This is a genomic window from Mycolicibacter nonchromogenicus (assembly GCF_002101775.1).
Taxonomy (GTDB): Bacteria; Actinomycetota; Actinomycetes; order Mycobacteriales; family Mycobacteriaceae; genus Mycobacterium; species Mycobacterium nonchromogenicum.
Genome location: NZ_LQPI01000085.1, coordinates 21,317 through 45,158, shown reverse-complemented (window position 1 = coordinate 45,158; position 23,842 = coordinate 21,317). Strand labels below are relative to the sequence as shown.

21 protein-coding genes and 1 riboswitch are annotated in these 23,842 nt (G+C 68.7%); of the genes, 12 read left to right on the top strand and 9 right to left on the bottom strand.

The features are described 5' to 3' along the window. Positions 1 to 3 precede the first annotated feature (3 nt). From AWC18_RS19840 to AWC18_RS19800, 9 genes are all read left to right on the top strand, one after another. Positions 4 to 606, top strand: a complete 603-nt coding sequence (locus AWC18_RS19840; RefSeq protein ID WP_085139849.1) for a CDP-alcohol phosphatidyltransferase family protein — start codon at positions 4 to 6, stop codon at positions 604 to 606. Continuing rightward, a complete protein-coding gene (locus AWC18_RS19835) occupies positions 599 to 1,528 on the top strand; it encodes a DUF881 domain-containing protein (protein ID WP_064996351.1) in 930 nt (309 codons plus the stop codon). The genes AWC18_RS19840 and AWC18_RS19835 overlap by 8 nt, the downstream gene beginning before the upstream one ends. A 73-nt stretch (positions 1,529 to 1,601) precedes the next feature. Then, positions 1,602 to 1,934 carry a small basic family protein gene (locus AWC18_RS19830; RefSeq protein WP_064996352.1) on the top strand — a complete coding sequence of 111 codons (333 nt, stop codon included), beginning with the start codon at positions 1,602 to 1,604 and terminating at the stop codon, positions 1,932 to 1,934. Between the two features lie 5 nt (positions 1,935 to 1,939). Then, positions 1,940 to 2,713 (top strand): DUF881 domain-containing protein, encoded by a 774-nt coding sequence (locus AWC18_RS19825; protein ID WP_064996353.1) that lies wholly within the window; start codon positions 1,940 to 1,942, stop codon positions 2,711 to 2,713. A 28-nt stretch (positions 2,714 to 2,741) separates the two neighbouring features. After that, positions 2,742 to 3,155 carry a glycine cleavage system protein GcvH gene (gene gcvH, locus AWC18_RS19820; protein ID WP_064996354.1) on the top strand — a complete coding sequence of 138 codons (414 nt, stop codon included), beginning with the start codon at positions 2,742 to 2,744 and terminating at the stop codon, positions 3,153 to 3,155. 175 nt (positions 3,156 to 3,330) lie between these two features. After that, on the top strand, positions 3,331 to 3,816 hold the full coding sequence (gene garA, locus AWC18_RS19815) for a glycogen accumulation regulator GarA (protein ID WP_064996355.1): 486 nt from the start codon (positions 3,331 to 3,333) through the stop codon (positions 3,814 to 3,816). Then, positions 3,816 to 4,541, top strand: coding sequence for a transcriptional regulator FtsR (gene ftsR, locus AWC18_RS19810; protein ID WP_064996356.1), 726 nt, complete (start codon positions 3,816 to 3,818; stop codon positions 4,539 to 4,541). The genes garA and ftsR overlap by 1 nt, the downstream gene beginning before the upstream one ends. 124 nt (positions 4,542 to 4,665) lie before the next feature. Then, positions 4,666 to 5,160 carry a bifunctional nuclease family protein gene (locus tag AWC18_RS19805; protein WP_047321562.1) on the top strand — a complete coding sequence of 165 codons (495 nt, stop codon included), beginning with the start codon at positions 4,666 to 4,668 and terminating at the stop codon, positions 5,158 to 5,160. A 233-nt stretch (positions 5,161 to 5,393) separates the two neighbouring features. Further along, positions 5,394 to 6,029, top strand: a complete 636-nt coding sequence (locus AWC18_RS19800) for a MerR family transcriptional regulator (protein ID WP_064996357.1) — start codon at positions 5,394 to 5,396, stop codon at positions 6,027 to 6,029. Between the two features lie 15 nt (positions 6,030 to 6,044). On the opposite strand, the gene AWC18_RS19795 is transcribed toward AWC18_RS19800, so the two are convergent. Beyond that, a complete protein-coding gene (locus AWC18_RS19795) occupies positions 6,045 to 6,668 on the bottom strand; it encodes a TetR/AcrR family transcriptional regulator (protein ID WP_064996358.1) in 624 nt (207 codons plus the stop codon). Beyond that, positions 6,665 to 7,567: an oxygenase MpaB family protein gene (locus AWC18_RS19790; protein ID WP_085139858.1), complete on the bottom strand. Its 903-nt coding sequence runs from the start codon at positions 7,565 to 7,567 to the stop codon at positions 6,665 to 6,667. The genes AWC18_RS19795 and AWC18_RS19790 overlap by 4 nt, the downstream gene beginning before the upstream one ends. 116 nt (positions 7,568 to 7,683) lie before the next feature. After that, positions 7,684 to 7,782: riboswitch (glycine riboswitch) on the top strand. Positions 7,783 to 7,930: 148 nt separating this feature from the next. Here AWC18_RS19790 and gcvP point away from each other — a divergent pair. Both gcvP and AWC18_RS19780 read left to right on the top strand, forming a co-directional pair. After that, complete coding sequence (gene gcvP / locus AWC18_RS19785; RefSeq protein WP_085139848.1) at positions 7,931 to 10,762, top strand: aminomethyl-transferring glycine dehydrogenase; 2,832 nt, start codon at positions 7,931 to 7,933, stop codon at positions 10,760 to 10,762. Between the two features lie 122 nt (positions 10,763 to 10,884). Beyond that, positions 10,885 to 11,994 (top strand): hypothetical protein, encoded by a 1,110-nt coding sequence (locus AWC18_RS19780; protein ID WP_085139847.1) that lies wholly within the window; start codon positions 10,885 to 10,887, stop codon positions 11,992 to 11,994. Between the two features lie 3 nt (positions 11,995 to 11,997). On the opposite strand, the gene AWC18_RS19775 is transcribed toward AWC18_RS19780, so the two are convergent. The 6 genes from AWC18_RS19775 to AWC18_RS19750 form a co-directional block, all read right to left on the bottom strand. Continuing rightward, the gene (locus tag AWC18_RS19775) at positions 11,998 to 14,136 is read right to left on the bottom strand and encodes a substrate-binding domain-containing protein (protein ID WP_085139846.1); all 2,139 of its coding nucleotides are present in this window, start codon (positions 14,134 to 14,136) and stop codon (positions 11,998 to 12,000) included. Between the two features lie 66 nt (positions 14,137 to 14,202). Beyond that, positions 14,203 to 16,389: a malate synthase G gene (locus AWC18_RS19770; protein WP_085139845.1), complete on the bottom strand. Its 2,187-nt coding sequence runs from the start codon at positions 16,387 to 16,389 to the stop codon at positions 14,203 to 14,205. Between the two features lie 49 nt (positions 16,390 to 16,438). Next, positions 16,439 to 17,320: a 3-methyladenine DNA glycosylase gene (locus AWC18_RS19765; RefSeq protein WP_109560153.1), complete on the bottom strand. Its 882-nt coding sequence runs from the start codon at positions 17,318 to 17,320 to the stop codon at positions 16,439 to 16,441. Next, the gene (locus AWC18_RS19760) at positions 17,313 to 18,377 is read right to left on the bottom strand and encodes a hemolysin family protein (protein WP_085139843.1); all 1,065 of its coding nucleotides are present in this window, start codon (positions 18,375 to 18,377) and stop codon (positions 17,313 to 17,315) included. Before AWC18_RS19760 ends, AWC18_RS19765 begins: the two co-directional genes overlap by 8 nt. Continuing rightward, on the bottom strand, positions 18,370 to 19,716 hold the full coding sequence (locus AWC18_RS19755) for a hemolysin family protein (RefSeq protein WP_064996365.1): 1,347 nt from the start codon (positions 19,714 to 19,716) through the stop codon (positions 18,370 to 18,372). The genes AWC18_RS19760 and AWC18_RS19755 overlap by 8 nt, the downstream gene beginning before the upstream one ends. 49 nt (positions 19,717 to 19,765) lie before the next feature. After that, positions 19,766 to 21,202: a GuaB1 family IMP dehydrogenase-related protein gene (locus AWC18_RS19750; RefSeq protein ID WP_085139842.1), complete on the bottom strand. Its 1,437-nt coding sequence runs from the start codon at positions 21,200 to 21,202 to the stop codon at positions 19,766 to 19,768. 256 nt (positions 21,203 to 21,458) lie between these two features. Between AWC18_RS19750 and AWC18_RS19745 the strand changes: the two genes are divergently transcribed. Continuing rightward, the gene (locus AWC18_RS19745) at positions 21,459 to 22,349 is read left to right on the top strand and encodes an alpha/beta fold hydrolase (protein WP_420093370.1); all 891 of its coding nucleotides are present in this window, start codon (positions 21,459 to 21,461) and stop codon (positions 22,347 to 22,349) included. Here the strand turns inward: AWC18_RS19745 and gnd are convergent. After that, positions 22,346 to 23,794 (bottom strand): NADP-dependent phosphogluconate dehydrogenase, encoded by a 1,449-nt coding sequence (gnd, locus tag AWC18_RS19740; RefSeq protein ID WP_085139841.1) that lies wholly within the window; start codon positions 23,792 to 23,794, stop codon positions 22,346 to 22,348. The genes AWC18_RS19745 and gnd overlap by 4 nt on opposite strands. Between the last annotated feature and the right edge of the window lie 48 nt (positions 23,795 to 23,842).

The window sequence follows — 23,842 nt, the reverse complement described above, 5'->3', positions numbered from 1 at the left end:
GCAATGCCTGCCGCGTCTGGCGCCGAGCAAGTCCGCGACCGGGTGCTCACGGTGCCCAACGTCATCAGCCTGGCCCGCCTCGGGCTGATCGGCGCCTTCCTGTACCTGCTGCTGGTCGCGCGGGCGGACGGGCCGGCGGTGGCGATCCTGATGCTCAGCGGCGTCTCGGACTGGGCCGACGGCAAACTGGCCCGGCTGCTGGATCAGTCCTCGGCGCTGGGGGCCCTGCTCGATCCGGCCATCGACCGGCTCTACATGATCGCCATTCCGCTCGCCTTCGGGGTGCGCGGGCTGGTGCCGTGGGCGATCATCGCAACACTGCTGGCCCGGGACCTGCTGTTGGCGGCCACCCTGCCGGCGCTGCGCAGCCGGGGCCTGACCGCACTGCCGGTGACCTACATCGGCAAGGCGGGCACCTTCGCGCTCATGTCTGCGTTTCCCCTGATCCTGCTCGGACAGTGGGATCAGCTGTGGAGCCGGGTGGTGCTCTCGGCCGGATGGGGCTTTTTGATCTGGGGCCTGGGCATGTACCTGTGGGCGTTCGTGCTGTACCTGATCCAGGTGAGGCTGGTGATCCGCACCATGCCGAAGGTCGCCGGTGGCTGAACCGTTCTTCGCGCTGAGCGGATACGACTCGCAGGGGGCGAGCGCCCACCAGGCCGGCGCGCCCCAGAGATTCGCGGTGCCCTCGCTGCTGCGTTCCCTGTTGTCCGAACATCTCGACCCCGGCTATGCCGCGGCGGCAGCCAGACGGGCACGCCGCAGCACGCCGCCCAAAGCCACCACCCGGGTCGCGGGGTGGGCCTGGGAGACGGCGGCGGCGCTGCTGGTGGCCACGGTGTTCGCCGTCGGGGTGGCCCAGGCGCGGTCGCTGGCACCCGGCGAACACGACGCTCAGCAGGTGCTGGCGTCCAATGTGCGAGCGGCCGAAGCCGTCACCGGCAGGCTGGCCGACAAGCGCGACACCGCCGCCAATCGGCTCGACGACCTGCGCCGGCACCGACTGGCCGACGATGCCCAGGGGCAGCGGGTGCTGGCCGGCCTGGATGCGCTGAGCCTGGAGGCGGCCAGCACCGGTGTGACCGGTCCCGGGGTGATCGTCACCGTGACCGACCCCGGGGTCGGGCGAAATCTGTCCGATGCCTCCAAACAGCGGGTGTCGGGCAGCCAGCAGATCATCTTGGACCGCGACCTGCAGCTGGTCGTCAACTCGCTGTGGGCCAGTGGGGCCGAGGCGATCGCCGTCGGCGATGTGCGTATCGGCCCGAACGTCACGATCCGGCAGGCCGGTGGGGCCATCCTGGTCGACAACAAGCCGATCAGCAGTCCCTACACGGTGCAGGCGATCGGACGTCCCGGCGTACTGCGGGACGTCTTCGACCGCAGCCCCGGGCTGTACCGGCTGCGGCTGTTGGAGGCCTCCTACGGGGTGGTGGTCCGCGTCGACGGCCATAACTCCGCTGACATCACGCTGCCGGCCGGATCGGTGCGAGATATCCGGTTTGCCAAACAGATAGGAGCATCGTGACGCAAGCTTGCGCTACGGGGGGCGTCGTGGCCGTCTGCACCCGCGGGGTCCGGGAGGCTGGAATGATGGCGCAATGATCGGTATCGCCGCGCTGATCGTCGGCATCGTCTTGGGGCTGGTCTTTCACCCCAGCGTGCCGGAGGTGGTTCAGCCCTATCTGCCGATCGCCGTGGTAGCCGCGCTGGACGCGGTGTTCGGTGGCCTGCGCGCCTATCTGGAGCGGATCTTCGACGCGAAGGTGTTCGTCGTGTCGTTCGTGTTCAACGTGTTGGTGGCCGCACTGCTGGTCTACCTCGGCGACCAGTTGGGGGTCGGCACGCAGCTGTCGACCGCGATCATCGTGGTGCTCGGCATCCGCATCTTCGGCAACGCCGCGGCGCTGCGGCGACGGCTGTTCGGGGCCTGACACCGATGCGGAGCACCGACCCGGCGTCACACGGCCGCCACGAGCTGCCGCAGCCGCCCCCACAGAACGGCGTACCGCCTCCGCGCGGCCGATCCGGGCCGCTGTTCAGCGTGCTGGGGATGGTGCTGTGCCTGCTGCTGGGCGTGGCGATTGTCACTCAGGTCCGCCAGAACGACTCCGAGGACGCGCTGGAGACGGCCCGGCCCGCCGACCTGCTGGTGCTGCTGGACTCGCTGCGCCAACGCGAGGCCACCCTCAACACCGAAGTCGCCGAACTGCAGCAGACCCTCAACACCCTGCAGGAGTCCGGCAGCAGTGACCAGGCCGCCATCGAGAACGCCCAGGCACGGCTGGCGGCCCTGGCCATCATGATCGGCACCGTGGGCGCGGTCGGGCCAGGCGTGGTGATCACCGTCGACGATCCCGCCCGCGGGGTCGGACCCGAGACGATGCTCGACGTGATCAACGAGCTGCGGGCCGCCGGCGCCGAGGCGATGGAGGTCCGCGACGCCACCAACGCGGTGCGCATCGGGGTGGATTCGTGGGTCTCCGGTGCCCCAGGCGAGGTGGAATTCGACGGCACCGCGCTGACGCCCCGCTATTCGGTTCTGGCGATCGGGGATCCGCCCACCCTGGCGGCCGCGATGAACATACCCGGCGGGGCCGTCGACAACGTCAAACGACTGGGCGGCGCCATGGGCGTGCAGCAGGCCGACCGGGTTGAGGTGACCGTGTTGCGGCAACCGAAACCACGCCAATACGCTCAGCCAGTCAAGTGAGCCCCACAGCGCAAGGAGCACAATCACCGTGAGCTCGGAAAGCCAAGTTCCAGCCGACCTGTATTACACCTCTGAGCACGAGTGGGTTCGCCGCACCGGCCCGGACACCGTCCGCGTGGGCATCACCGACTTCGCCCAGGCCGCTCTCGGTGACGTGGTCTTTGTTCAGCTGCCGGCAGCGGGCACCGGAGTCACCGCGGGAGAGCCTTTCGGCGAGGTGGAGTCCACCAAGTCGGTCTCCGACCTGTACGCGCCGATCACGGCGTCGGTGAGCGCCGTCAACGCCGAACTGGACGCCAGCCCGCAGTTGGTGAACTCCGACCCCTACGGCGCGGGCTGGCTGGTGGAACTTCAGGTCGCCGACGCGGATTCGGCGGCGTTGGACCAGAAGCTGTCGGAGCTGCTGACCGCCGATGCCTACCGGGCGACGTTGTCGGAATGACGATTGCTAGCCTGCCTGCCGGGACTCGCCGGGCATCCGGCGACACGATCCCGCGGTGCGGGGGACATGACGGACCGCTGCGCGGTACGGTCGACTCAACGATTCAGGGTTGGGCGCAACACATGTCCGGCAGGCGCGACCAGGTAGCACAACAGCGGCCAGTGAGGAGTAGCGGGTGACGGAGAAGGACCCGGCAACGGGGCAAGACCAGGCAGGCGACGAGGTCACCGCGGAAACCACTTCGGTTTTCCGTGCCGACTTCCTGAACGAACTCGACGCTCCCGCTCAGGCGGGCGGCGAGAGCCTGACCTCGGGTGTGGAGGGGCTGCCCGCGGGTTCGGCGCTGCTGGTGGTCAAGCGCGGTCCCAACGCCGGATCGCGGTTCCTGCTCGACCAGCCGGTCACCGCGGCCGGCCGGCACCCGGACAGCGACATCTTCCTCGATGACGTCACGGTCAGCAGGCGTCACGCCGAGTTCCGCCTGGAGGGCAACGAATTTCAGGTGGTCGACGTCGGCAGCCTCAACGGCACCTACGTCAACCGGGAGCCCGTCGATTCGGCGGTGCTGGCCAATGGCGACGAGGTACAGGTCGGCAAGTTCCGCCTGGTGTTTCTGACCGGCCCGAAGACGGGTGAGACCGAGGCCGGGCCGGGCAGCTAATGACCGCGCCTGACAGCCCTGAACTGGCCGGGATGTCAATCGGAGCGGTACTGGATCTGCTTCGGCCGGAATTTCCCGACGTCACGGTCTCCAAGATTCGTTTCTTGGAAACCGAGGGGCTGGTCATGCCGCGGCGAGCGGCCTCGGGCTACCGCCGTTTCAGCGCGTACGACTGCGCACGGCTGCGTTACGTGCTGACCGCGCAACGTGACCATTACCTGCCGTTGAAGGTGATCAAGGCGCGGCTGGACGCCGAGGAGGACGGTGCACTGCCGTCGCCGGAGTCGCCGTACCCCACGCCCCGCCTGGTGTCGGCCGACGGCGACACACCGCCGTTGCCCGCGCCGGCCCGGCAGGTGCGGCTGAGCCGGGAGGATCTGCTGGCGCGCTCGGGCGGCGACGACGCGCTGTTGACGGCATTGCTTCGATCGGGCGTGATCACCGCCGGACCGGGCGGGTTGTTCGACGAGCATGCGGTGGTGATCGTCCAGTGCGCGCGCGGGCTGGCCGAATACGGCGTGGAGCCGCGGCACCTGCGGGCGTTTCGCTCTGCGGCCGACCGGCAGTCGGACCTGATCGCCCAGATCGCGGGCCCACTGGTCAAGGGCGGCAAGGCGGGAGCGCGCGACCGGGCCGACGACTTGGCACGTGAAGTCGCGTCACTGGCGATCGCCCTGCACACGGCGCTGCTCAAGTCCTCGGTACACGACGTACTGCACGGCTGAGGACTAGACTTCGCCTCGACGGCTCGTTGCGGGGCGTGCGGTTGTCCGACCGGAGGTTTCGCAGTGAGTCACACTGGTACGACAAGGACTTGAGACAATCGCGAACGCGGAGGGCTGACTGGAGATGGGTGAAGTACGCGTGGTCGGCATCCGCGTCGAGCAGCCGCAGAACCAGCCGGTGCTGCTCCTGCGCGAGGCCGACGGTGATCGATATCTCCCGATTTGGATCGGGCAGGCCGAAGCCGCCGCCATCGCCTTGGAGCAGCAGGGCGTGGAGCCGGCCCGGCCCCTGACTCACGACTTGATCCGCGACCTGATCGGCGCACTGGGACATTCGCTCAAAGAGGTCCGAATCGTCGATCTGCAGGAGGGCACGTTCTACGCCGACCTGATCTTCGACCGCGACATCACGGTCTCGGCGCGCCCGTCGGACTCGGTGGCCATTGCACTGCGGGTGGGTGTGCCGATCTACGTCGAGGAAGCGGTGCTGGCCGAAGCGGGTCTGCTCATCCCCGACGAGGGTGATGACGAGACGGCCGGCGCGGTGCGTGAAGACGAGGTGGAGAAGTTCAAGGAATTCCTCGATAGCGTGTCGCCGGACGATTTCAAAGCAACCTGACCCGGCGCGGCGGACTCAGGCTCGTCACAGATCCGTTGCATCTCTTTGCGCCCGGCGCGACACGCCCGTAGCTAAACAATGCGGGCAAATGGCGGCCCCCATACTTGAACCACGGCGGGAACAACTGCACGGCAGCTCGTCGGACGGCGTATGCTCACGACCAACTCGGGCAAGAGCAAACGCGGCCACCGGCCAGCCAGTGGCAACGAGCGCGATCGGCGAGAGGAAGCAGCGTGGGCGACCAACCGGGGCAGGAACAGCTGGACTTCACGGCTCAGTCCGAAAAGGATGACCGCGAGGTGCCCGCGGCCCCTTCCAGCGCCGGCCAACCCGTACAGGGCGGCCTGTTCCCGGACGACTCCGTCCCCGACGAACTCGTCGGGTATCGCGGCCCCAGCGCCTGCCAGATCGCCGGCATCACCTACCGCCAGCTCGACTACTGGGCGCGTACCTCGCTGGTGGTGCCCTCTATCCGGGGCGCGGCCGGCTCCGGCAGCCAGCGGCTGTACTCGTTCAAGGACATCCTGGTTCTCAAGATCGTCAAGCGACTGCTCGACACCGGGATCTCGCTGCACAACATCCGGATCGCCGTCGACCACCTTCGTGAGCGCGGTGTGCAGGACCTGGCCAACATCACGCTGTTCTCCGACGGCACCACCGTCTACGAGTGCACCTCGGCAGAAGAGGTCGTCGACCTGCTGCAGGGCGGCCAGGGTGTGTTCGGCATCGCGGTCTCGGGTGCGATGCGCGAGTTGACCGGCGTGATCTCCGACTTCCCCGGGGAGCGCGCCGACGGCGGCGAGTCGATCGCCGCCCCCGAAGACGAACTGGCCAGCCGTCGCAAGTTCCGCGACCGCAAAACCGGTTAGGCCGCGCCGCCGCTCTTAGCCGACGGCCCGTTCGGCCATCGGCGTGAGGACTTCTTCGGCGAAGCGCCGCAGTGCCGCGTCATCGCGGAAATCCGGATCGGTCGACGGCAGCGAGACATAGGTCAGGAACAACCGGGCGAACACGTCGGCCACCCAGCGCACCGACCGGCTCGGCTCACCGGGCGCGTCGCCGTGAATGTAGTTGGCGATGAACGCCGATCCCATCGCCAGCAGATCCGCGGACTCGGCGGGAGGCAGCGGCTCGAACTGCCCGGCCCGACTCAGCATCGGATGCTCACGGGCGAACGCGATGGCTGCGACGAAGGCCTCCGCCACCCCGTGGCGAGGGTCGGGTGTGTTGTCGATGGCGTCGGCCACCACAGCCAGAAAGCGCTGCGTCTCCCGGCGAATCAGGGCTTGGATCAGATCTTCGCGACGGGGAAAGCGGCGATAGGCCGTCATTCGCGACACGCCGGCGCGCCGCACCACGTCTTCGATGGTGAGGCGTCGCAGCCCCACGGTCGCAGCCTCGGCAACGGCGGCGTCCAGAATGCGCTGGGCGGTCCGATCGTTGGCATGTTCGGCCGGCGACCCCGCGACGGCCTCGCCGATGACCGTGACGAACTGGGAGTCGATCACGGCGCGGCTGCGGTCGCCAGACCGGCGGCGCGTTGTTGCGCCAGCCGGGCGTAGGGGGGAAGGCCGTAGGCCCATCGCAGCCGGCGGGCGTCGAACTGCAGCGCCGGGCCGATCAGGCGCCGAACCAGGACAGACGGCCGGTCGAATCCGGTGAGTTCTCGCGCCCATCGCGGTGCGTAGCTCATGCCGGCATGGACCGCGAACCGGTGTAATGCGCGGTCCAGCGGATCGGGCAGGTCGGGGTAGAAGGGGGCGGTGAGCAGGAACTCGATGAATTCGCGGGTCTGGGCGTTGACGCACAGTTGCGGGCGCATCCGGGCCACGTAGTCGTCGAGCTCGGCCATGGTCGACGGCACCCACTGCGCGCCCGCCATCCGGCCGATCGTGGCCTGTTCGGCCAGGTATCGGTCGCGTTCCTGCGGTGTCAACGGACGATTCGTGCGCTCGAATGTGCGCATGATCATCCACGGAATGCAGGTGTGCACCCAGGCCAGCAGATCGGGGTCCAGGGCCCGATAGGCCACCCCGTCGGGTCGGGTGCCCGTCACCTGGGCATGGATGGACTTGACCTGTTCGATCAGCCGTGTCGCGGCTTCGGTGTTGCCGAAGGTCGTCGTCAACACATAACCGAGGGTGGTGCGAGCGCGCCGGAACGGATCCTGGCGGTACGTCGAAAGATCCTGCACGCCGGCGATCACCGACGGATGCAGTATCTCCAGCACGATCGCCGGCAACCCCGCCTGTGCCACCGCGGCCACGTCCGCGTTGATTTCCCAGGACACACTGCCCGGCCCGATCAGACCGGCGTCGCCGGGCCGGCCGCCGTAGACGGCGGGATCGTCATGCCGGCCGGTGATGTTCTCGAATTCGTCGACGATGCGCGCTCGCAGCGAGACCATCTCCACCACCTGAACTGGTAGGAATGTGACAGATTTGCTCTCATGTATACCACGATCGAGGTCACGTCCGGCGGTGCAGGTCGGGCCGGGTTGAGCGGGTAAGATAGGCCCCGCATCAGCCTCGCGCGGGAGAGTTCCGTGGCAGCCAGCCGCGGACGCCGAAGGAGCAATACCTCTCCGTCAACCTCTCAGGCACCCGGGACCGCGCCGGCAGTGATGCCTCTGGAAAGCGGTGACGCCCGTTCGGGCTGCACCCGCCCATGGGGAAAGGCGCCGAATCTCGGCGCCGAATCTCTCAGGCGCCCGGGCCGGGCAGACGACAGAGGGGGAGGACACGAATTCGTCTAGCGCCCAGGAGATCCCGTGTCCGAGCCCACCAAATCCCGCTTTGTTGACCGGCACATCGGTCCCGACACCGCCGCGATCAACACGATGCTCGCCACCATCGGTGTCGCCTCGCTGGAGGACCTCGCCGCCAAGGCGGTGCCCGCCGGCATCCTCGACGCGCTCGGCGCCGACGGCACAGCGCCCGGACTCGATGTCCTGCCGGCCCCGGCGAGCGAAGCCCAGACCCTGGCCGAACTGCGCGAACTGGCCGACGCCGGCACCGTCGCGGTGTCGATGATCGGCCAGGGCTACTACGACACCCTCACCCCGCAGGTGTTGCTGCGCAACATCATGCAGAACCCGGCGTGGTACACCGCTTACACGCCCTACCAGCCGGAGATCAGCCAGGGCCGGCTCGAGGCCCTGCTGAACTTCCAGACCATGATCGCCGATCTGACCGGCTGCGAGATCGCCAACGCCTCGATGCTCGACGAGGGCACCGCGGCCGCCGAGGCCATGACGTTGATGCACCGCGCGACCCGCGGCACCTCGCAGCGGCTGCTGGTCGACGCCGACCTGTTCACCCAGACCGCGGCGGTGCTGGCGACCAGGGCCGAGCCGCTGCGCATCGAGATCGTCACGGCCGACCTGCGGGAGGGCCTTCCCGACGGCGACTTCTTCGGCGTGATCGTGCAGTTGCCGGGCGCATCCGGCCGGATCACCGACTGGTCAGAACTGATCGAGGCCGCCCACGAGCGGGGCGCGATGGTGGCGGTGGGTGCCGATCTGCTGGCCTGCACGCTGCTCACCCCGCCCGGCGAGATCGGCGCCGACGTGGCGTTCGGCAGTGCGCAGCGGTTCGGGGTGCCGATGGGCTTCGGCGGCCCGCACGCCGGCTACCTGGCCGTGCATTCGCGCCACGCCCGCCAGCTGCCGGGCCGGCTGGTCGGGGTGTCGGTGGACGCCGACGGTACGCCGGCGTTCCGGCTGGCACTGCAGACCCGCGAACAGCACATCCGCCGGGACAAAGCCACCTCCAACATCTGTACCGCGCAGGTGCTGCTGGCGGTGATGGCTGCGATGTACGCCAGCTACCACGGCGCCGACGGCCTGACCGCCATCGCGCGGCGAGTGCACGCCCAGGCCGAGAAGATCGGCGCCGCACTCGGCGAGGCGCTGGTGCACGACCACTACTTCGACACGGTGCTGGCCCGGGTGCCCGGCCGCGCCGACGAGGTGGTCGCCACGGCCAAGGCCGCCGGCATCAACCTGTGGCGCGTCGACGCCGACCACGTCTCGGTGGCCTGCGACGAAACCACCACCGACGCGACGGTGGCCGCGGTGCTGGACGCCTTCGGACTGGCTGCGGTCGAGCCGGCCGGTGCGCCCATCGCCACCCGCACGTCGGAGTTCCTGACGCATCCGGCCTTCACCCGCTATCGCACCGAAACCGAGATGATGCGCTACCTGCGCTCGCTGTCGGACAAAGACATCGCCTTGGACCGCAGCATGATTCCGCTCGGGTCGTGCACGATGAAGCTCAACGCCGCCGCCGAGATGGAGTCGATCACCTGGCCGGAATTCGCGCGTCAGCACCCCTTCGCTCCGGCCGGCGACGCGGTGGGCCTGCGGACGCTGATCGCTCAGCTGGAGACCTGGCTGGCGGGCATCACCGGCTATGACGCGGTGTCGCTGCAACCCAACGCCGGTTCGCAGGGGGAGTACGCGGGTCTGCTGGCGATTCACGCCTACCACGCCAGCCGCGGTGAGTCGCATCGCGACATCTGCCTTATCCCGTCCAGTGCCCACGGCACCAATGCCGCATCGGCGGCGCTGGCCGGGATGCGGGTGGTGGTGGTCGCCTGCCGTGAGAACGGCGACGTCGACCTCGACGACCTGCGCGCCAAGGTCGACCAGCACGCTGCGGCGTTGTCGACGCTGATGATCACCTACCCCTCCACGCACGGTGTCTACGAGCACGACATCGCCGAGATCTGCGCCGCCGTGCACGACGCCGGCGGCCAGGTCTATGTCGACGGCGCCAACCTCAACGCGCTGGTGGGGCTGGCCCGGCCCGGAAAGTTCGGCGGCGACGTCAGCCACCTGAACCTGCACAAGACCTTCTGCATCCCGCACGGGGGCGGTGGCCCCGGCGTCGGGCCGGTGGCGGTGCGCGCGCACCTGGCCGAGTTCCTGCCCGGGCACCCGCTGGCCGCCGAGTTGCCCGGTGAGCGTCCGGTGTCCGCGGCTCCGTACGGATCCGCGTCGATCCTGCCGATCACCTGGGCCTACATCCGGATGATGGGTGCCGACGGCCTGCGTGCGGCGTCGCTGACGGCGATCGCGTCGGCGAACTACATCGCCCGGCGGTTGGACGAGTACTACCCGGTGCTGTACACCGGCGAGAACGGCATGGTCGCCCACGAGTGCATCCTGGATCTGCGGGAGATCACCAAGCGCACCGGCGTGACCGTCGACGATGTCGCAAAACGGTTGGCCGACTACGGTTTCCACGCCCCGACCATGAGTTTCCCGGTGGCCGGCACCCTGATGGTCGAGCCGACCGAGAGTGAGAGCCTGGCCGAGCTCGATGCGTTCTGCGAGGCGATGATCGCCATTCGCGGCGAGATCGACCGGGTCGGATCCGGTGAATGGACGGTGGAGGACAACCCGCTGCGTGGGGCCCCGCACACCGCGGAGTGCCTGGTGGTCGACAAGTGGGAGCACCCCTACACCCGGGAGCAGGCCGCCTACCCGCTGGGCCGTGGCTTCCGGCCGAAGGTGTGGCCCCCGGTGCGGCGCATCGACGGCGCCTTCGGTGACCGCAACCTGGTCTGCTCGTGCCCGCCGGTGGAGGCCTTCGCCTGAGCCGCCGAGCGCGGCAACGCCTGTGATATTCGGCAAATAGCCAGCAAAGTCTCAGGAGAAGCGCGAAAGCGTCTAAGATCGCCTTACCCATTTGTGGGCTGAGGTCGTATCTAGGAGGACTCGTGCCGGAGCCCATTTCCCGCTCACGGGTCACCGCCGGAATCGCCCTGGTCAGCGCTGGACTGCTCACCGCCGTCCCGGTCACCGTGCCACCGCAGGCGTGCGCGGCATCGCCCGCCGTGGCGCTGACCGCCTCCTACCTCGACCTGCCCGCCGACACGGTCGCCGGCATCGACGGTGTGATCGACCAGGTCCGCCTCGGCACCCTGACCCTGGGCGGTCTGGTGAGTGGCCTGGGGCTCAGCGGGGAAGGCCTGGGGGATCTGCTGAACTGGGCCACCAATGTCAGCACCCTGGGCGATCTGCTGGATTATCTGGGCCTGGGCGACCTCGGATTGAGCGGGTACAGCCTGATCGATGTGGTGGCCGAGCTGGTCCCCGACGCCGACTTTCTCCGCAATCTCGATCTGGACCTCGCGTTCGACAACTTCAGGCTCGCCGATGTGGTCAGCGCATTCGGCATCAACGCCGAGATACCGCTCGCCGTGGGCCAACTGCTGGTCAGTCTTGGCGACGGCACGTTGGCCACCGAGCCCTTCGGCAGCCTGCTGTCCGACGTCGGTCTGCTGACGCAGGCCATCAACTGGCTCAATGAGACGGCGGCCGAACAACTCGAGACCATTCCCCTGGTGGGGCCGCTGCTGACGGAGCTCGTCAGCACCCTTCTGGGGGCTGACGAGCTGGAATCGTTGCTCAACACATTCACCCTCGGCGATCTGCTGGGTGACCTGGACATCGACGAGACCCTGGGCGCACTGCTGGGGACCGTGGGCGGCGCCTTCGTGTCCCTGGGCAACGTGACCATCGGCGGCATCCTGCAAGATCTCGGCTTCGACGACTCCCTCGGCGCCCTGACCCTGAACGACCTGATCAGTGGGCTTGGCGGCCCACTGGGCGGAGTGCTGACCGATGGCCCACTCGGACTGGACCTCGTCTGGCTGTTCAACGGACTGGACCTCGCAGACCTGCTCGGCTTCCTGCAACTCGACGACTACTCACTCAATCCCGGTGACCTCGTCGGCAACTGGGTGAATCCCTACCTGGCCGACCTGCTGGTGGACTTCCTCGAAGGTCAACTGCCGCAACAGATTTTCGACCTGCTGGCCTGGTAGGCCTCAGCTCAGCAGCGAGTTCAGGGCACCGGCCAGTTCGGGGGAGTCCGCCCCGCGCAGATTCTGGTAGGTGCCGCCGGAAAGCTGTGCCACCGACTGCCAGGTCGCCTGGTCGGCGTCGTCGCCGAAGTCGATGACGTTGACGGCCACCGGTCGCTGCGGGTCGATGTTGGCCCGGATGAAGTCTTGCAGGCCGGCGCCGTCCAAGGTGCGGTCGGTGTGCGGGCCCGCGGTGATGACAAGCACCGAGTTGGCCTGCCCGGGCCGGTAATTGGCCAACGCCTGGTTGTAGACCAGGCGCAGCGTCGTGAAGGACACCGCACCCCCGGGCGTCGAGCTCAGCTCATTGAGTTCGCTGGTCAAGGCCTCCGCGCGAGTCCCGCCGTTGAGCGGCTCATCCAGCGAGCCGCCGGTGACCACATTTCGGCCCTCGGTGCCGTCGAAGGTCCACAGGCCCACCGACGAATCCGGGGGCAGCGCTTTGATCCGTTGATCCAGCGCAGCGATCACATGGGCCAACCGGCTCTTGCCGCCCTCGTCGGTGACCATCGACTGGTCGAGCATCACGGTGGTGACCGCCGCGGCGCCGGGCAGGGTGGTCAGGGCATTGGCCAGGGCGGCGCGGGTGGCATTGTCGCCGACCGACAGCGTGTCCGACACCGGCGGGAAACCGGTCACCTCGCTGCTGGGCGGTGCCACCCCTTCCACCCGGAACCCGGCCTTGGCCAACTCGGCGAGCTGGTCGGGCTTGCGGGCGAATCGAGCGAATTCGCTGGCCGCACTGACCTGTTCCTGCGACAACCAGGATCCGGCGAGCAACACGGTGGGGTAGTCGGCCACCGCCGCCGGCCCCGGCGGTCGCCAGGAACTCAGTTCCGTCGCCGGATCCGACAGCGACTGGCCGCGGGTGAACAGTTGCTGCTCGGTGGTCACCACGGCGTGCACGGGTGCAGCCGCCAGATCGCCCTGGCGCAGAAGCACGTTCATAGCCTCGGCGAGTGACGCGTCGGCGAGCTCGGGTTGTCCGCCCACCAGCCGCTGCACCCCGGCGACCCCATCAAGGACGGGGGCGTCCTTGGGCGCCACACCGGCGGCCACCGCCTCGCCGGCCAGGAACGCGGCGTCGCCGTTACCGCCGATCGGCAGCGCCAGTCGCAGCGACCCCCAACCGGGCAACCCGAGTTGCCCCAGTCCGTCGGGGTCGGCCTGCAGATCCGGCAGGCTTGCCCAACTCTGGTTCTGCAGGGCGGTTTTGAGTTCGGGACGGATCGCCAGCAAGACCGGCGTGCTGACCAGTGAGCGACTGTCGCTGACCGTCTCCGACCCCGCGGACTCCTGGAGCCGGGCCGTGGAGACCGAACTGCCCGGAATCCACAGTGCCGGCCGCTGGCCCAGCTGAGCCGGCCAGTCGCCGATGAAACCGCTGACCACGGCATCGGAATCGACCGGCTTGACCTGCACCGACACACAGCGATCGCCGATCGGCTTGGCGGTCTTGTTGAACCGGTCGGCGAAACCCTGCACGTGATCGGCGATCGACGGGTCCGCGACGACGGCAACCGTCAGATCACCTTCCGGGCAGTGGCCGGCGGCGACGGCGGAACGATGCGACAGCGAGTTGCCGAAGAAGCGCCACAGAATCACCGCGCCCACAACGACGATCACCGTCACCAGTGCGGTGACCACGCCGACGCTGACGCCTCGCGGACTCGAGTCGTTGCGATGCCGGCGCCACCGCTCGAGATCGCGATGGCCGCCGCGCGCCTCATCGGACTCGGAGGCCGACGACTCGGCGGCCCCGCCGCCAATGGCACCGAAGGGCCCGGTGCGGTAACGCGACTGCGGATCGGGTTCACCGCTGCGACGCATGTACTGCGCGGGGTCGACGGTCTCGGATCCGGTGCGCTCGTATCGCGCGTCGTCGTAGCGCGATCCGGCGCCGCCGGAAAGCCCGTCGTCGGAAAACTCCTCGTCATCGAACGCCTCGTCATAGAACGCGTCGTGATAGTCGTCGACGTAGTCGTCGTCGTCGGGGTCGCCGTAGCCGAACAGTTCGGGGCCGTCGGAGAAGGTGCTGTCGTCGGGCTGGTCGGCGCCCACGTCGTCGGAATCGTCCGGGCCGGGGAAACTGTGCCTACCCACGGTGGCTGCGTCCTCTCCGCCTGGTCAGTCGTCCATCAAGGGTGATGTCCATCGGATCCGGGTCGGTCAGAGACCGGCCTGGGCTTTGAGTTCCCGCCGACGCCGGTGCAGGATCGGCTCGGTGTAGCCGTTGGGCTGCCTGGTCCCCTCCAGGATCAGCTCACGCGCGGCGGCGAACGCGATGCTGGATTCGAAGTCCGGTGCCATCGGCCGGTAGTTGGGATCGCCGGTGTTCTGGCGGTCCACCGCGGGGGCCATCCGCTCCAGGCTGGACTGCACGTCCTCGGCGGTGATCACGCCGTGTCGCAACCAGTTCGCCAGCAGCTGCGACGAAATCCGAAGTGTGGCACGGTCTTCCATCAGCGCCACGTCGTGGATGTCGGGAACCTTCGAGCAGCCCACGCCCTGGTCGATCCAGCGCACCACGTAACCCAAGATGGACTGACAGTTGTTGTCGACCTCTTCGCGGATCTCGTCGGGCGCCCAGGCCAGACCCTCCGACAGCGGGATGGTCAGCAGCTGTTCGACTGTGGCGCGCCGCTTTCCGGCCAGTTCCTTCTGCACCGCGAACACGTCCACCTGGTGGTAGTGCATCGCGTGCAGGGTGGCGGCGGTCGGCGAGGGCACCCATGCGGTGCTCGCGCCCGCGCGCGGGTGGCCGATCTTCTGGGTGACCATGTCGGCCATCAGATCGGTCATCGCCCACATGCCCTTGCCGATCTGGGCGTGCCCGGGCAAGCCGGTGGCCAGGCCCGCATCGACGTTGTTGTCCTCGTAAGCCAGGATCCACGGCTGCGACTTCATGCTCGCCTTACGGACCATGGGCCCGGCTTCCATGGACGTGTGGATCTCGTCGCCGGTGCGGTCCAGGAAGCCGGTGTTGATGAACACCACCCGGTCGGCGGCGGCCTTGATGCACGCCCGCAGGTTGAGCGTGGTGCGCCGCTCTTCGTCCATGATGCCGATCTTGAGGGTGGTCTGCGGCAGCCCCAGGACATCTTCGACCCGGCTGAACAGCTCGGCGGTGAAGGCGACCTCGTCCGGACCGTGCATCTTGGGCTTGACGATGTAGATCGACCCGGTGCGGCTGTTGACCAGCGGCCCGTTGGCGTCCGAGGCGTTCAGGCCGTGCGTCGCGATCAGCCCGGTGAACAGCGCGTCCTGGATGCCCTCGAACACCTCGTCGCCGGCGCTGGTGAGGATGGCGTCGTTGGTCATCAGGTGACCGACGTTGCGGACGAACATCAGGCTGCGACCCGGCAGGGTCAGGGTGCTGCCGTCCGGCGCGGTGAACTCACGGTCGGTGGTCAGGGTCCGGGTGAAGCTCTTGCCGTCCTTGCTGACCTGCTCGGACAGGTCGCCACGGTTCAGGCCCAGCCAGTTGCGGTAGCCGAGTACCTTGTCCTCGGCGTCGACCGCGGCCACCGAGTCTTCGAAGTCCATGATCGTGGTGACCGCCGCTTCGAGCACCACGTCCTTGATGCCGGCGGCGTCGGTGGATCCGATCGGTGAGTCCGGGTCGATCAGGATTTCGATGTGCAGGCCGTGGTGGGACAGCAGCACCGACGACGGCGTACCGGCCTCACCGGTGTAGCCGACGAACTTCGTGGGAGCGGCGACGCCGGTCTCCTGACCGTCGGCCAGCGTGATCACCAGCGCGCCGTCGTTCACCGCGAAGCTCTTGACCTCGGTCCAGGTGCCGTCGGCCAGCGGCACGGAGTCGTCGAGGAACCGCCGGGCGTAGGCGATCACCTTGTCGCCGCGCACGGGGTTGTAGCCGGTTCCCTTTTCGGCGCCGTCGTCCTCGCTGATCACATCCGTGCCGTAGAGGGCGTCGTACAGCGAGCCCCAGCGGGCGTTGGCGGCGTTGAGGGCGAACCTGGCGTTGAGCACCGGGACGACAAGTTGCGGACCGGCCTGCACCGCGATCTCGTCGTCCACGCCGGCCGTGGTGACCGTGAAGTCTTCGGGTTCGGGCAGCAGGTAGCCGATCTCGGTGAGGAAGGCCCGGTAGGCCTCGGCGTCCAGGGGCTCGATGGCGCGGTGCCGGTGCCACTTGTCGATCTGCGCCTGCAGCTCGTCACGACGCGCCAGCAACTCCTGGTTCTTGGGCGTCAGATCGGCGACGACTTTGTCCACGCCGGCCCAGAAGCTGTCGGGATCGACGCCGGTACCCGGCAGGGCCTCGTCGGTGATGAAGTCATACAGCACGCGTGCGACCTGCAGGCCGCCCACCGACACCCGGTCCGTCATGATTTCCTCCCTCATAGCCGACCTACCACCTTACCGGCAGGTCGCGAGGCTATTGGCATCCGGCGAAATCTGTCAGCAGGTCGCACCGGGCCAGCAGCGCGGCCCGCAGCGGTGCGGCGCGCTGCGCGATCTCGCTCTGGCAGCGGACGTATTCGGCACGGCCGGCCGCGCTTTCGATGGTGATCGGCGGGTAGCCGTAGTCGCTCAGGTCATAGGGGCTGGCCCGCATGTCGACCTCGCGCGCCGAGGCGGCCAGCTCCAGACAGGCCAGCAGCAGTTCAGAGTCGATCAGCGGCCCCAATTTGTAGCACCACTTATAGAGATCCATGTTGGCGTGCAGGCAACCCGGCTGTTCCCAAGCGATTTGGGTGGCCCGGCTCGGTGTCCCGGCATTGCGCGGCGCTGCCGCCGGGGTGAAGAACCGGAACGCGTCGAAGTGGGTACAGCGCAGCGGAATCGACTCGACCACCGTGTCGGTCTCGGCCGCGCTGAGCCGCAGCGGAACGTGGCCGTGCCGCACGGTGTCGCTGCGATAGACCATCGCCCACTCATGCAGGCCGAAACAGTTCAGCTGGGCCGGCCGCTCGCCGGTGGCTCGCAACAGCCCGGCGATGAAGGTCACCGTGTCAACTCGCTCACGCAGATATTCCGCGGCCACGCCGACCCCATCGCCGTGCACCGCGTAGCCGCGCCGTGCGCGGTAGTGCTGGACCGCCTCCGGCCCGGCGAGTGTGACACCGAAGCCGGGATGCCAGCTGCGCAACTGCGCCGGCCGCAGGCTGTAGTAGCTGAACAGGAATTTCGGCACCGGGTCGCCGGCCGCTGTCGCGCGCAGACGCGGGGCCAGGAAGTCGTCGAGCTGCTGCCGGTACGCCTGGGCCCGGGCTTGCCACTGCACGCCGGTCAGAACCCGTTCTGCCAGGTCAAACACGGTGTGTCCCGTCGCGGACGGTGCCCACGACATCCTGAACCAGGTCTTCGAGGGTCACCATCGCCACCGGTGTGCCGTCGTCGGCCACCGCCAGAGCCAGGTGGCTGTTGCGCCGGCGCATTCGTGACAACGCGTCGGCCAGCGGCAGGGCCGCGGGGATGCGCGGCAGCGGCCGGATCGCCGCGGCGTCCACTACGGCGTCGCCCGCGGGGCCGGCCGAGGCCTCGCCGAGCAACAACACATCTTTGATGTGCAGATAACCGACGAATTCGCCCGCATCGACGACGGGGAATCGGGAGTAGCCGGTCTCGGTGAAGGCCTGTTCGATCGCCGCCACCGTGGGTCCGTGCCCGGCGGCCGCCACCGGCACGGCGCGGACATCGCGGATCGGCAGCGCGACATCGGCGACCACCCGGCTGCGGATCTGCAGGGCGCGGGTCAGGCGGGTGTACTCCTCGACGTCGAGCAGTCCCGCCGAGACCGATTCGGCGATCATCTCGCTCAACTCGACGGTGGACACCGTGATCTCCAGCTCATCCTTGGGTTCGACCCGCATGGCGCGCAGGGTGATGTTGGCGCACCAGTTGTAGAAGACGATGAACGGTCGGGCCGCGGCCATGTAGACCAGGTAGGGCGGGATCAGCAGCATCGCCGCCGTCTCCGGGCCCGCCAGGGCGATGTTCTTGGGCACCATCTCGCCCAACAGCAGATGCAGCACCACCACGATCGTCAGCGCGACGACGAACGCCGCCGTGTGCAGCAGCGGATCAGGCATTCCCGCCAGCCGAAATGCCGGCGCAAGCAGCTCGGCGACGGTCGGCTCACCGATGCGGCCGAGCATGATCGAGCACACCGTGACGCCCAACTGGGCCCCGGCCAGCATGCGTGACAGCTGCTCACCGGCCCGGATCACCGTGACCGCGCTCTGCCGGCCCTGTTCGGCCAGCGCCTCGAGCCGGTCGCGCCGTGCCGAGATCAGCGAGAACTCGGCGGCGACGAAGAAGGCGTTCGCCGCGATCAGCAGCACGGTCAGCACGATGTTGAACACGTCAGGCATCGCCTGCCCCCAGCCGGGTGAGTTCCAGCAGGTCGATGCGCCGGCCGTCCATCCGGACCACCCGGGCCAGCCAGCGCGGCGGGTGGTCGGCGAGCTCGTCGGGCTCGAACGCGGTCAGCTCGACGGTGTCGCCGGCGGCGGGGATGTGGCCGAGTTCCTGCAACACCAGTCCGCCGATGGTCTCGTAGGAGCCTTCGGGTGCGCGGTAGCCGGTGGCGGCGGCCACCTCGTCGATCCGCAACAGCCCCGAGACCTGCCAGCCGCCCCTGGTGACCACGACATCCGGGGTGGCGTCGTCGTGTTCGTCACGGACATCACCCACGATCTCCTCGATGAGGTCTTCGACGGTGACCATGCCGGCGGTGCCGCCGTACTCGTCGACCACCATGACCGCCTGCTGGCCGTTGGCCCGGAGCTGTTCCATCACCGCGTCGCCGTCGAGCGTCGACGGCACCACCGCGACCGGCTGGGCCACCTGCGTCACCGGGGTGGTCGCCCGGTCGGCGACGGCGACCGCGAACACCTGCTTGACGTGGACGATCCCCACGGTGGCGTCCAGATCGCCGTCGACCACGGGAAACTTCGAGAAGCCGGTGTCGATGGCGGCCGCGGCGAGGTCGGCGACGGTGTCGCCGGCCTGCAGGCTCACGATCATGGAGCGCGGTGTCATCAGTTCCTCGGCGGTCAGCGCGCCGAACCGCAGCGAACCCTCCACCACGGCCGCGGTCGTGGGGTCGAGGTCGCCGCTGCGCGCCGAGTTGCGCACCAGCGACGCCAACTCCCGCGGCGAGCGCGCCGATGCCAACCGGTCGGCGGGCTCGATGCCCAACCGCCGCAGGATGCGGTTCGCGGTGCCGTTGGTGGCCCTGATCGCGAGCGCGAACACCTTGGAGAACAGCAGCTGCGGCCCCGCGACGGCGCGGGCGGTCGGCAGCGGCCGCGCCACGGCCAGGTTCTTGGGCACCAACTCGCCGATGACCATCGAAACCGAGGTGGCGATCACCAGCGCGATGATCAGCGCAACCCCGGCTGTGGTCCGCTCGGACAGGCCCGCGGCTGCCAGCGGTGGGCGCAGCCAGCGTGCCAGCACCGGTTCGGCCAGATAACCCGTGGCCAGCGTGGTGATGGAGATACCCAGCTGGGCGCCGGACAGCTGAAACGACAACGTGCGGTGGGCGTCGGCGACGTAGCCGTCCCGGCGGCCACCCCGGCGGGCGTTGGACTCCACGACGCTGCGTTCCAGGGTGGTCAGCGAGAACTCGGCGGCCACGAACACCGCGGTGCCCAGGGTCAGGATCGCGAATGCCAGCAGGCTGGCCACCGTGTCGACGATGGTCATGGCGACATTCCGGTGGTGACGCCGGTACGCCTGCTCGCGCCCACGGGTCTCACCAGCCGAACGGTAGCGGATGGCCCTCGGCGAATCCCGATGCCGACTGCACTCCGAGCACCACCCGATCATGCAGCTCGGCCACGCTGGCCGCTCCGACGTAGGTGCAGGTGCTGCGCAGACCCGAGGTGATGTGGTCCAGCAGATCCTCCACGCCGCCGCGTTCGGGGTCCAAGGCCATCCGTGACGTCGAGATGCCCTCCTCGAACAGTGCCTTGCGCGCGCGGTCGAACGGACTGTCGGCCGCGGTGCGCGCGGCCACCGCGCGTTTGGATGCCATTCCGTAGCTTTCCTTGTACGGCCTGCCGTCGCGGTCGTGCATCAGATCGCCGGGTGACTCGTAGGTGCCGGCGAACCAGGAGCCGATCATCACGTTCGAGGCTCCGGCGGCCAGGGCCAGCGCGACGTCGCGGGGATGGCGCACCCCGCCGTCGGCCCACACATGAGCGCCGAGTTCGCGCGCCGCGGTCGCGCATTCGAGCACGGCGGAGAACTGGGGCCGCCCCACTCCGGTCATCATCCGGGTGGTGCACATGGCGCCGGGGCCGACGCCCACCTTGACGATGTCGGCGCCCGCGGCGAGCAGGTCCCGGGTGCCCTGCGCCGACACCACATTGCCGGCCACCAGGGGCACATCCGGTTTCAGCGCCGCGACCGCGCGGATGGCCTGCAAGGCCTTTTCCTGGTGGCCGTGGGCGGTGTCGATGACCAGCAGATCCACCCCGGCCGACAGCAGGGCCTCGGCCCGTGAGGTGACGTCCCCGGTGATCCCGACCGCGGCGGCCACCCGCAGGCGCCCGGCCGCGTCGGTGGCGGGGGTGTAGATCCCGGCCCGGATCGCGCCGGTCCGGGTCAACACGCCGGCCAGGGTGCCGTCGGGATTGGTCAAGACCGCGACGTCGACCGGCGCGTGCTCCAGAAGGTCGAACACCGCGTGCGCATCGGTGCCCACCGGCGCGCTGACCAGCTCGGCCACCGCGACATCGCGGACCCGGTTGAACCGATCCACGCCTTCGCAGCACGCCTTGGTGACCAAGCCGGTGGGCTGGCCGTCGACCACCACCACCGCGACGCCGTGCGCGCGTTTGGTGATCAGGGCCATCGCGTCGGACACCGAGTCCTCGGGGGAGAGCACCACCGGGGTGTCGGCGACCAGGTCGCGGCTCTTCACGAAGGCCACGGTCTGCCTCGCCGCGTCGATCGGCAGGTCCTGGGGCAACACCACGATTCCGCCGCGCCGGGCCACCGTCTCGGCCATCCGCCGGCCCGCCACCGCGGTCATATTGGCCACCACCACCGGAATGGTGGTGCCCGACCCGTCGCGGGTGGACAGGTCGACATCCAGGCGCGAGTCGACGGCGGAGCGGTTGGGGACGATGAAGACGTCGTTGTAGGTCAGGTCATGGGTGGGGTCGTATCCGCTCACGAATCTCATCGGGCGGCCACCACCGGTCTGTCGGGTTCCGAAGAGCCCATCTGTTCGCCTCCACACGTCATAAACCGGACTGCGGCACCCTGGCGACACCGTTTTCAGCCCGGTCAGCCACGCTACCGCCAGCCTGACGGCGGATACCACCTGGCGGGTGCCCGACACGCGCGGAACGAAAACTTGATCTCGGCCACACCGGGATCCGGCGCGCGAGGCCCGGCCCTCGCCGATTTCCTGCGCTGATCTGCGGGCGCAGCGCACAATGACCGCGATGACGAATACGACGTGGCGCAGCAGTGTGAGTGAATGGCAAGACGGCGGCCGGTGGATGTCCACCGACGCGGGCCGGGTGTTTGTGCGATCAGGCGTGGGGGACGGGCCGACTGTCCTTCTGCTGCACGGATTTCCCTCCTCGTCATATGACTTCCGGTCGGTCACCGAGCGGCTCAGCGGCCGATCCTGGCTGACCATGGACTTCCTCGGGTTCGGCTTGTCGGAGAAGCCGCGCCCGCATCGCTACAGCCTGTTCGAACAGGCCGACCTGGTGGAGCAGGTGGTGGCGGCGAACGTGAGCGGACCGGTGGTCCTGGTCGCTCACGACATGGGCACCTCGGTGGCCACCGAACTGCTGGCCCGCGACATCGACGGCGCGCTGAGCTTCGACCTGCAACGGGCGGTGCTGACCAACGGCAGCGTGATCTTGGAGCGGGCCAGCCTGCGGCCGATCCAGAAGGTGCTGCGCAGCCCGTTCGGCGCCATCGCGGCCCTGTTGCCCAATCGGCGCAGTTTCGTTCGCGGGTTCGGCCGGCTGTTCAGCCCGGATCACCCGCTGAGCGCCGATGAGGGCGACGCGCAGTGGGCGTTGATGACCCACAACGGCGGAAACCGGATCGCACACCTGCTCTCGGCCTACCTCGACGAACGGGTGACGTATGCCCAGCGCTGGCACGGCGCGGTGCGCGACTGGCCCAAGCCGCTGGGCTTCGTGTGGGGCCTGCGCGATCCGGTGGCGACCACCAATGTGCTGGACGGCCTGCGCGAGCTGCGCCCCGCCGCCGACGTCGTCGAGCTGCCGGAGCTGGGCCACTATCCGCAGATCGAGGACCCGCAGGCCTTCACCGAGGCCATCCTGCGCCTGCTGGTTGAGGCCTAGACCGGCACTTCGCTGCGGTCGGCGCTCCACAGCGTGTGGAACTTGCCCTGCGCGTCCACCCGGCCGTAGCTGTGCGCGCCGAAGTAGTCGCGCTGGGCCTGGGTCAGGGCGGCCGGCAGCCGCTCAGTCCGCAGGCCGTCGTAGTAGGCCAGGGCCGAGGAGAAACCGGGGGCCGGGATACCGAGGCTGACCGCCGTGGTCACCACCCGCCGCCAGGAGTCGATGGCCGCCTCGACCGCGTTGCGGAAATACGGCGCCGCGAGCAGGCTCACCAGGTCGGGGTCGGTGTCGAATGCCTCTTTGATGCGGTTGAGGAACTTCGCGCGGATGATGCAGCCGCCGCGCCAGATCGTCGCCAGGTCTCCCGGGGTGACATTCCAGCCGTACTCGGCACTGCCGGCCTGAATCTGGTTGAAGCCCTGCGCATAGGCGACGATCTTGGAGGCATACAGCGCCTGCCGGACGTCCTCGGTGAAGCGGGCCGCATCCGCGGGGCGTTCGCCGAGACTGCCCGCCGCCAGACCCGCCGCGGCGCGACGCTGCGGCACCGAGCCCGACAGCGCCCGGGCGAACACCGCCTCGGCGATGCCGGTGACCGGAACGCCCAAGTCCAGAGCGGACTTCACGGTCCAGCGCCCGGTGCCCTTCTGCTCGGCTTCGTCGACGATGACGTCGACCAGGGGCTGGCCGGTCTTGGCGTCGACCTGCCGCAGCACCTCGGCGGTGATCTCGACCAGGTAGCTGTCCAGCTCCCCGGAGTTCCATTCGGTGAACACCTCGGCGATCTGCGGAGCCGACAGTCCCAGCCCGTCGCGCAGCAGTTGGTAGGCCTCGCCGATCAGCTGCATGTCGGAGTACTCGATGCCGTTGTGCACCATCTTCACGAAGTGCCCCGCGCCGTCCGGCCCGATGTGGGTGCAGCACGGCACGCCGTCGACGTGGGCCGAGATCTCCTCGAGCAGCGGCCCCAACGACTCGTAGGACTTCTTGGGGCCGCCCGGCATGATCGAGGGGCCGTTGAGTGCGCCTTCCTCGCCGCCGGAGATTCCGGCTCCCACGAAGTGCAGGCCGCGGGCGGCCATCGCCTTCTCCCGGCGAATGGTGTCGGTGTAGAGCGCGTTACCGCCGTCGATGATGATGTCGCCCGGCTCCATCGCGTCGGCGAGTTCATTGATGACGGCGTCGGTGGGATCACCCGCCTTGACCATGATCAGGACACGGCGCGGCTTTTCCAGGGCGGCCAGGAATTCCGGAATCGATTCACTGCGCACGAAACTGCCTTCGGAGCCGTAGGCGTCCAGCAGTGCGTCGGTCTTGGCGACCGAGCGGTTGTGCAGCGCCACGGTGTAGCCGTGGCGGGCGAAGTTGCGCGCGATGTTGGATCCCATGACCGCCAGTCCGGTCACGCCGATCTGGGCGGTGCCAACAACGTCCGACGCGCTCATGTATTCGCCTCTCGGTGGTAGGTGATCCGATGCCCGGGCCGCCGGGCG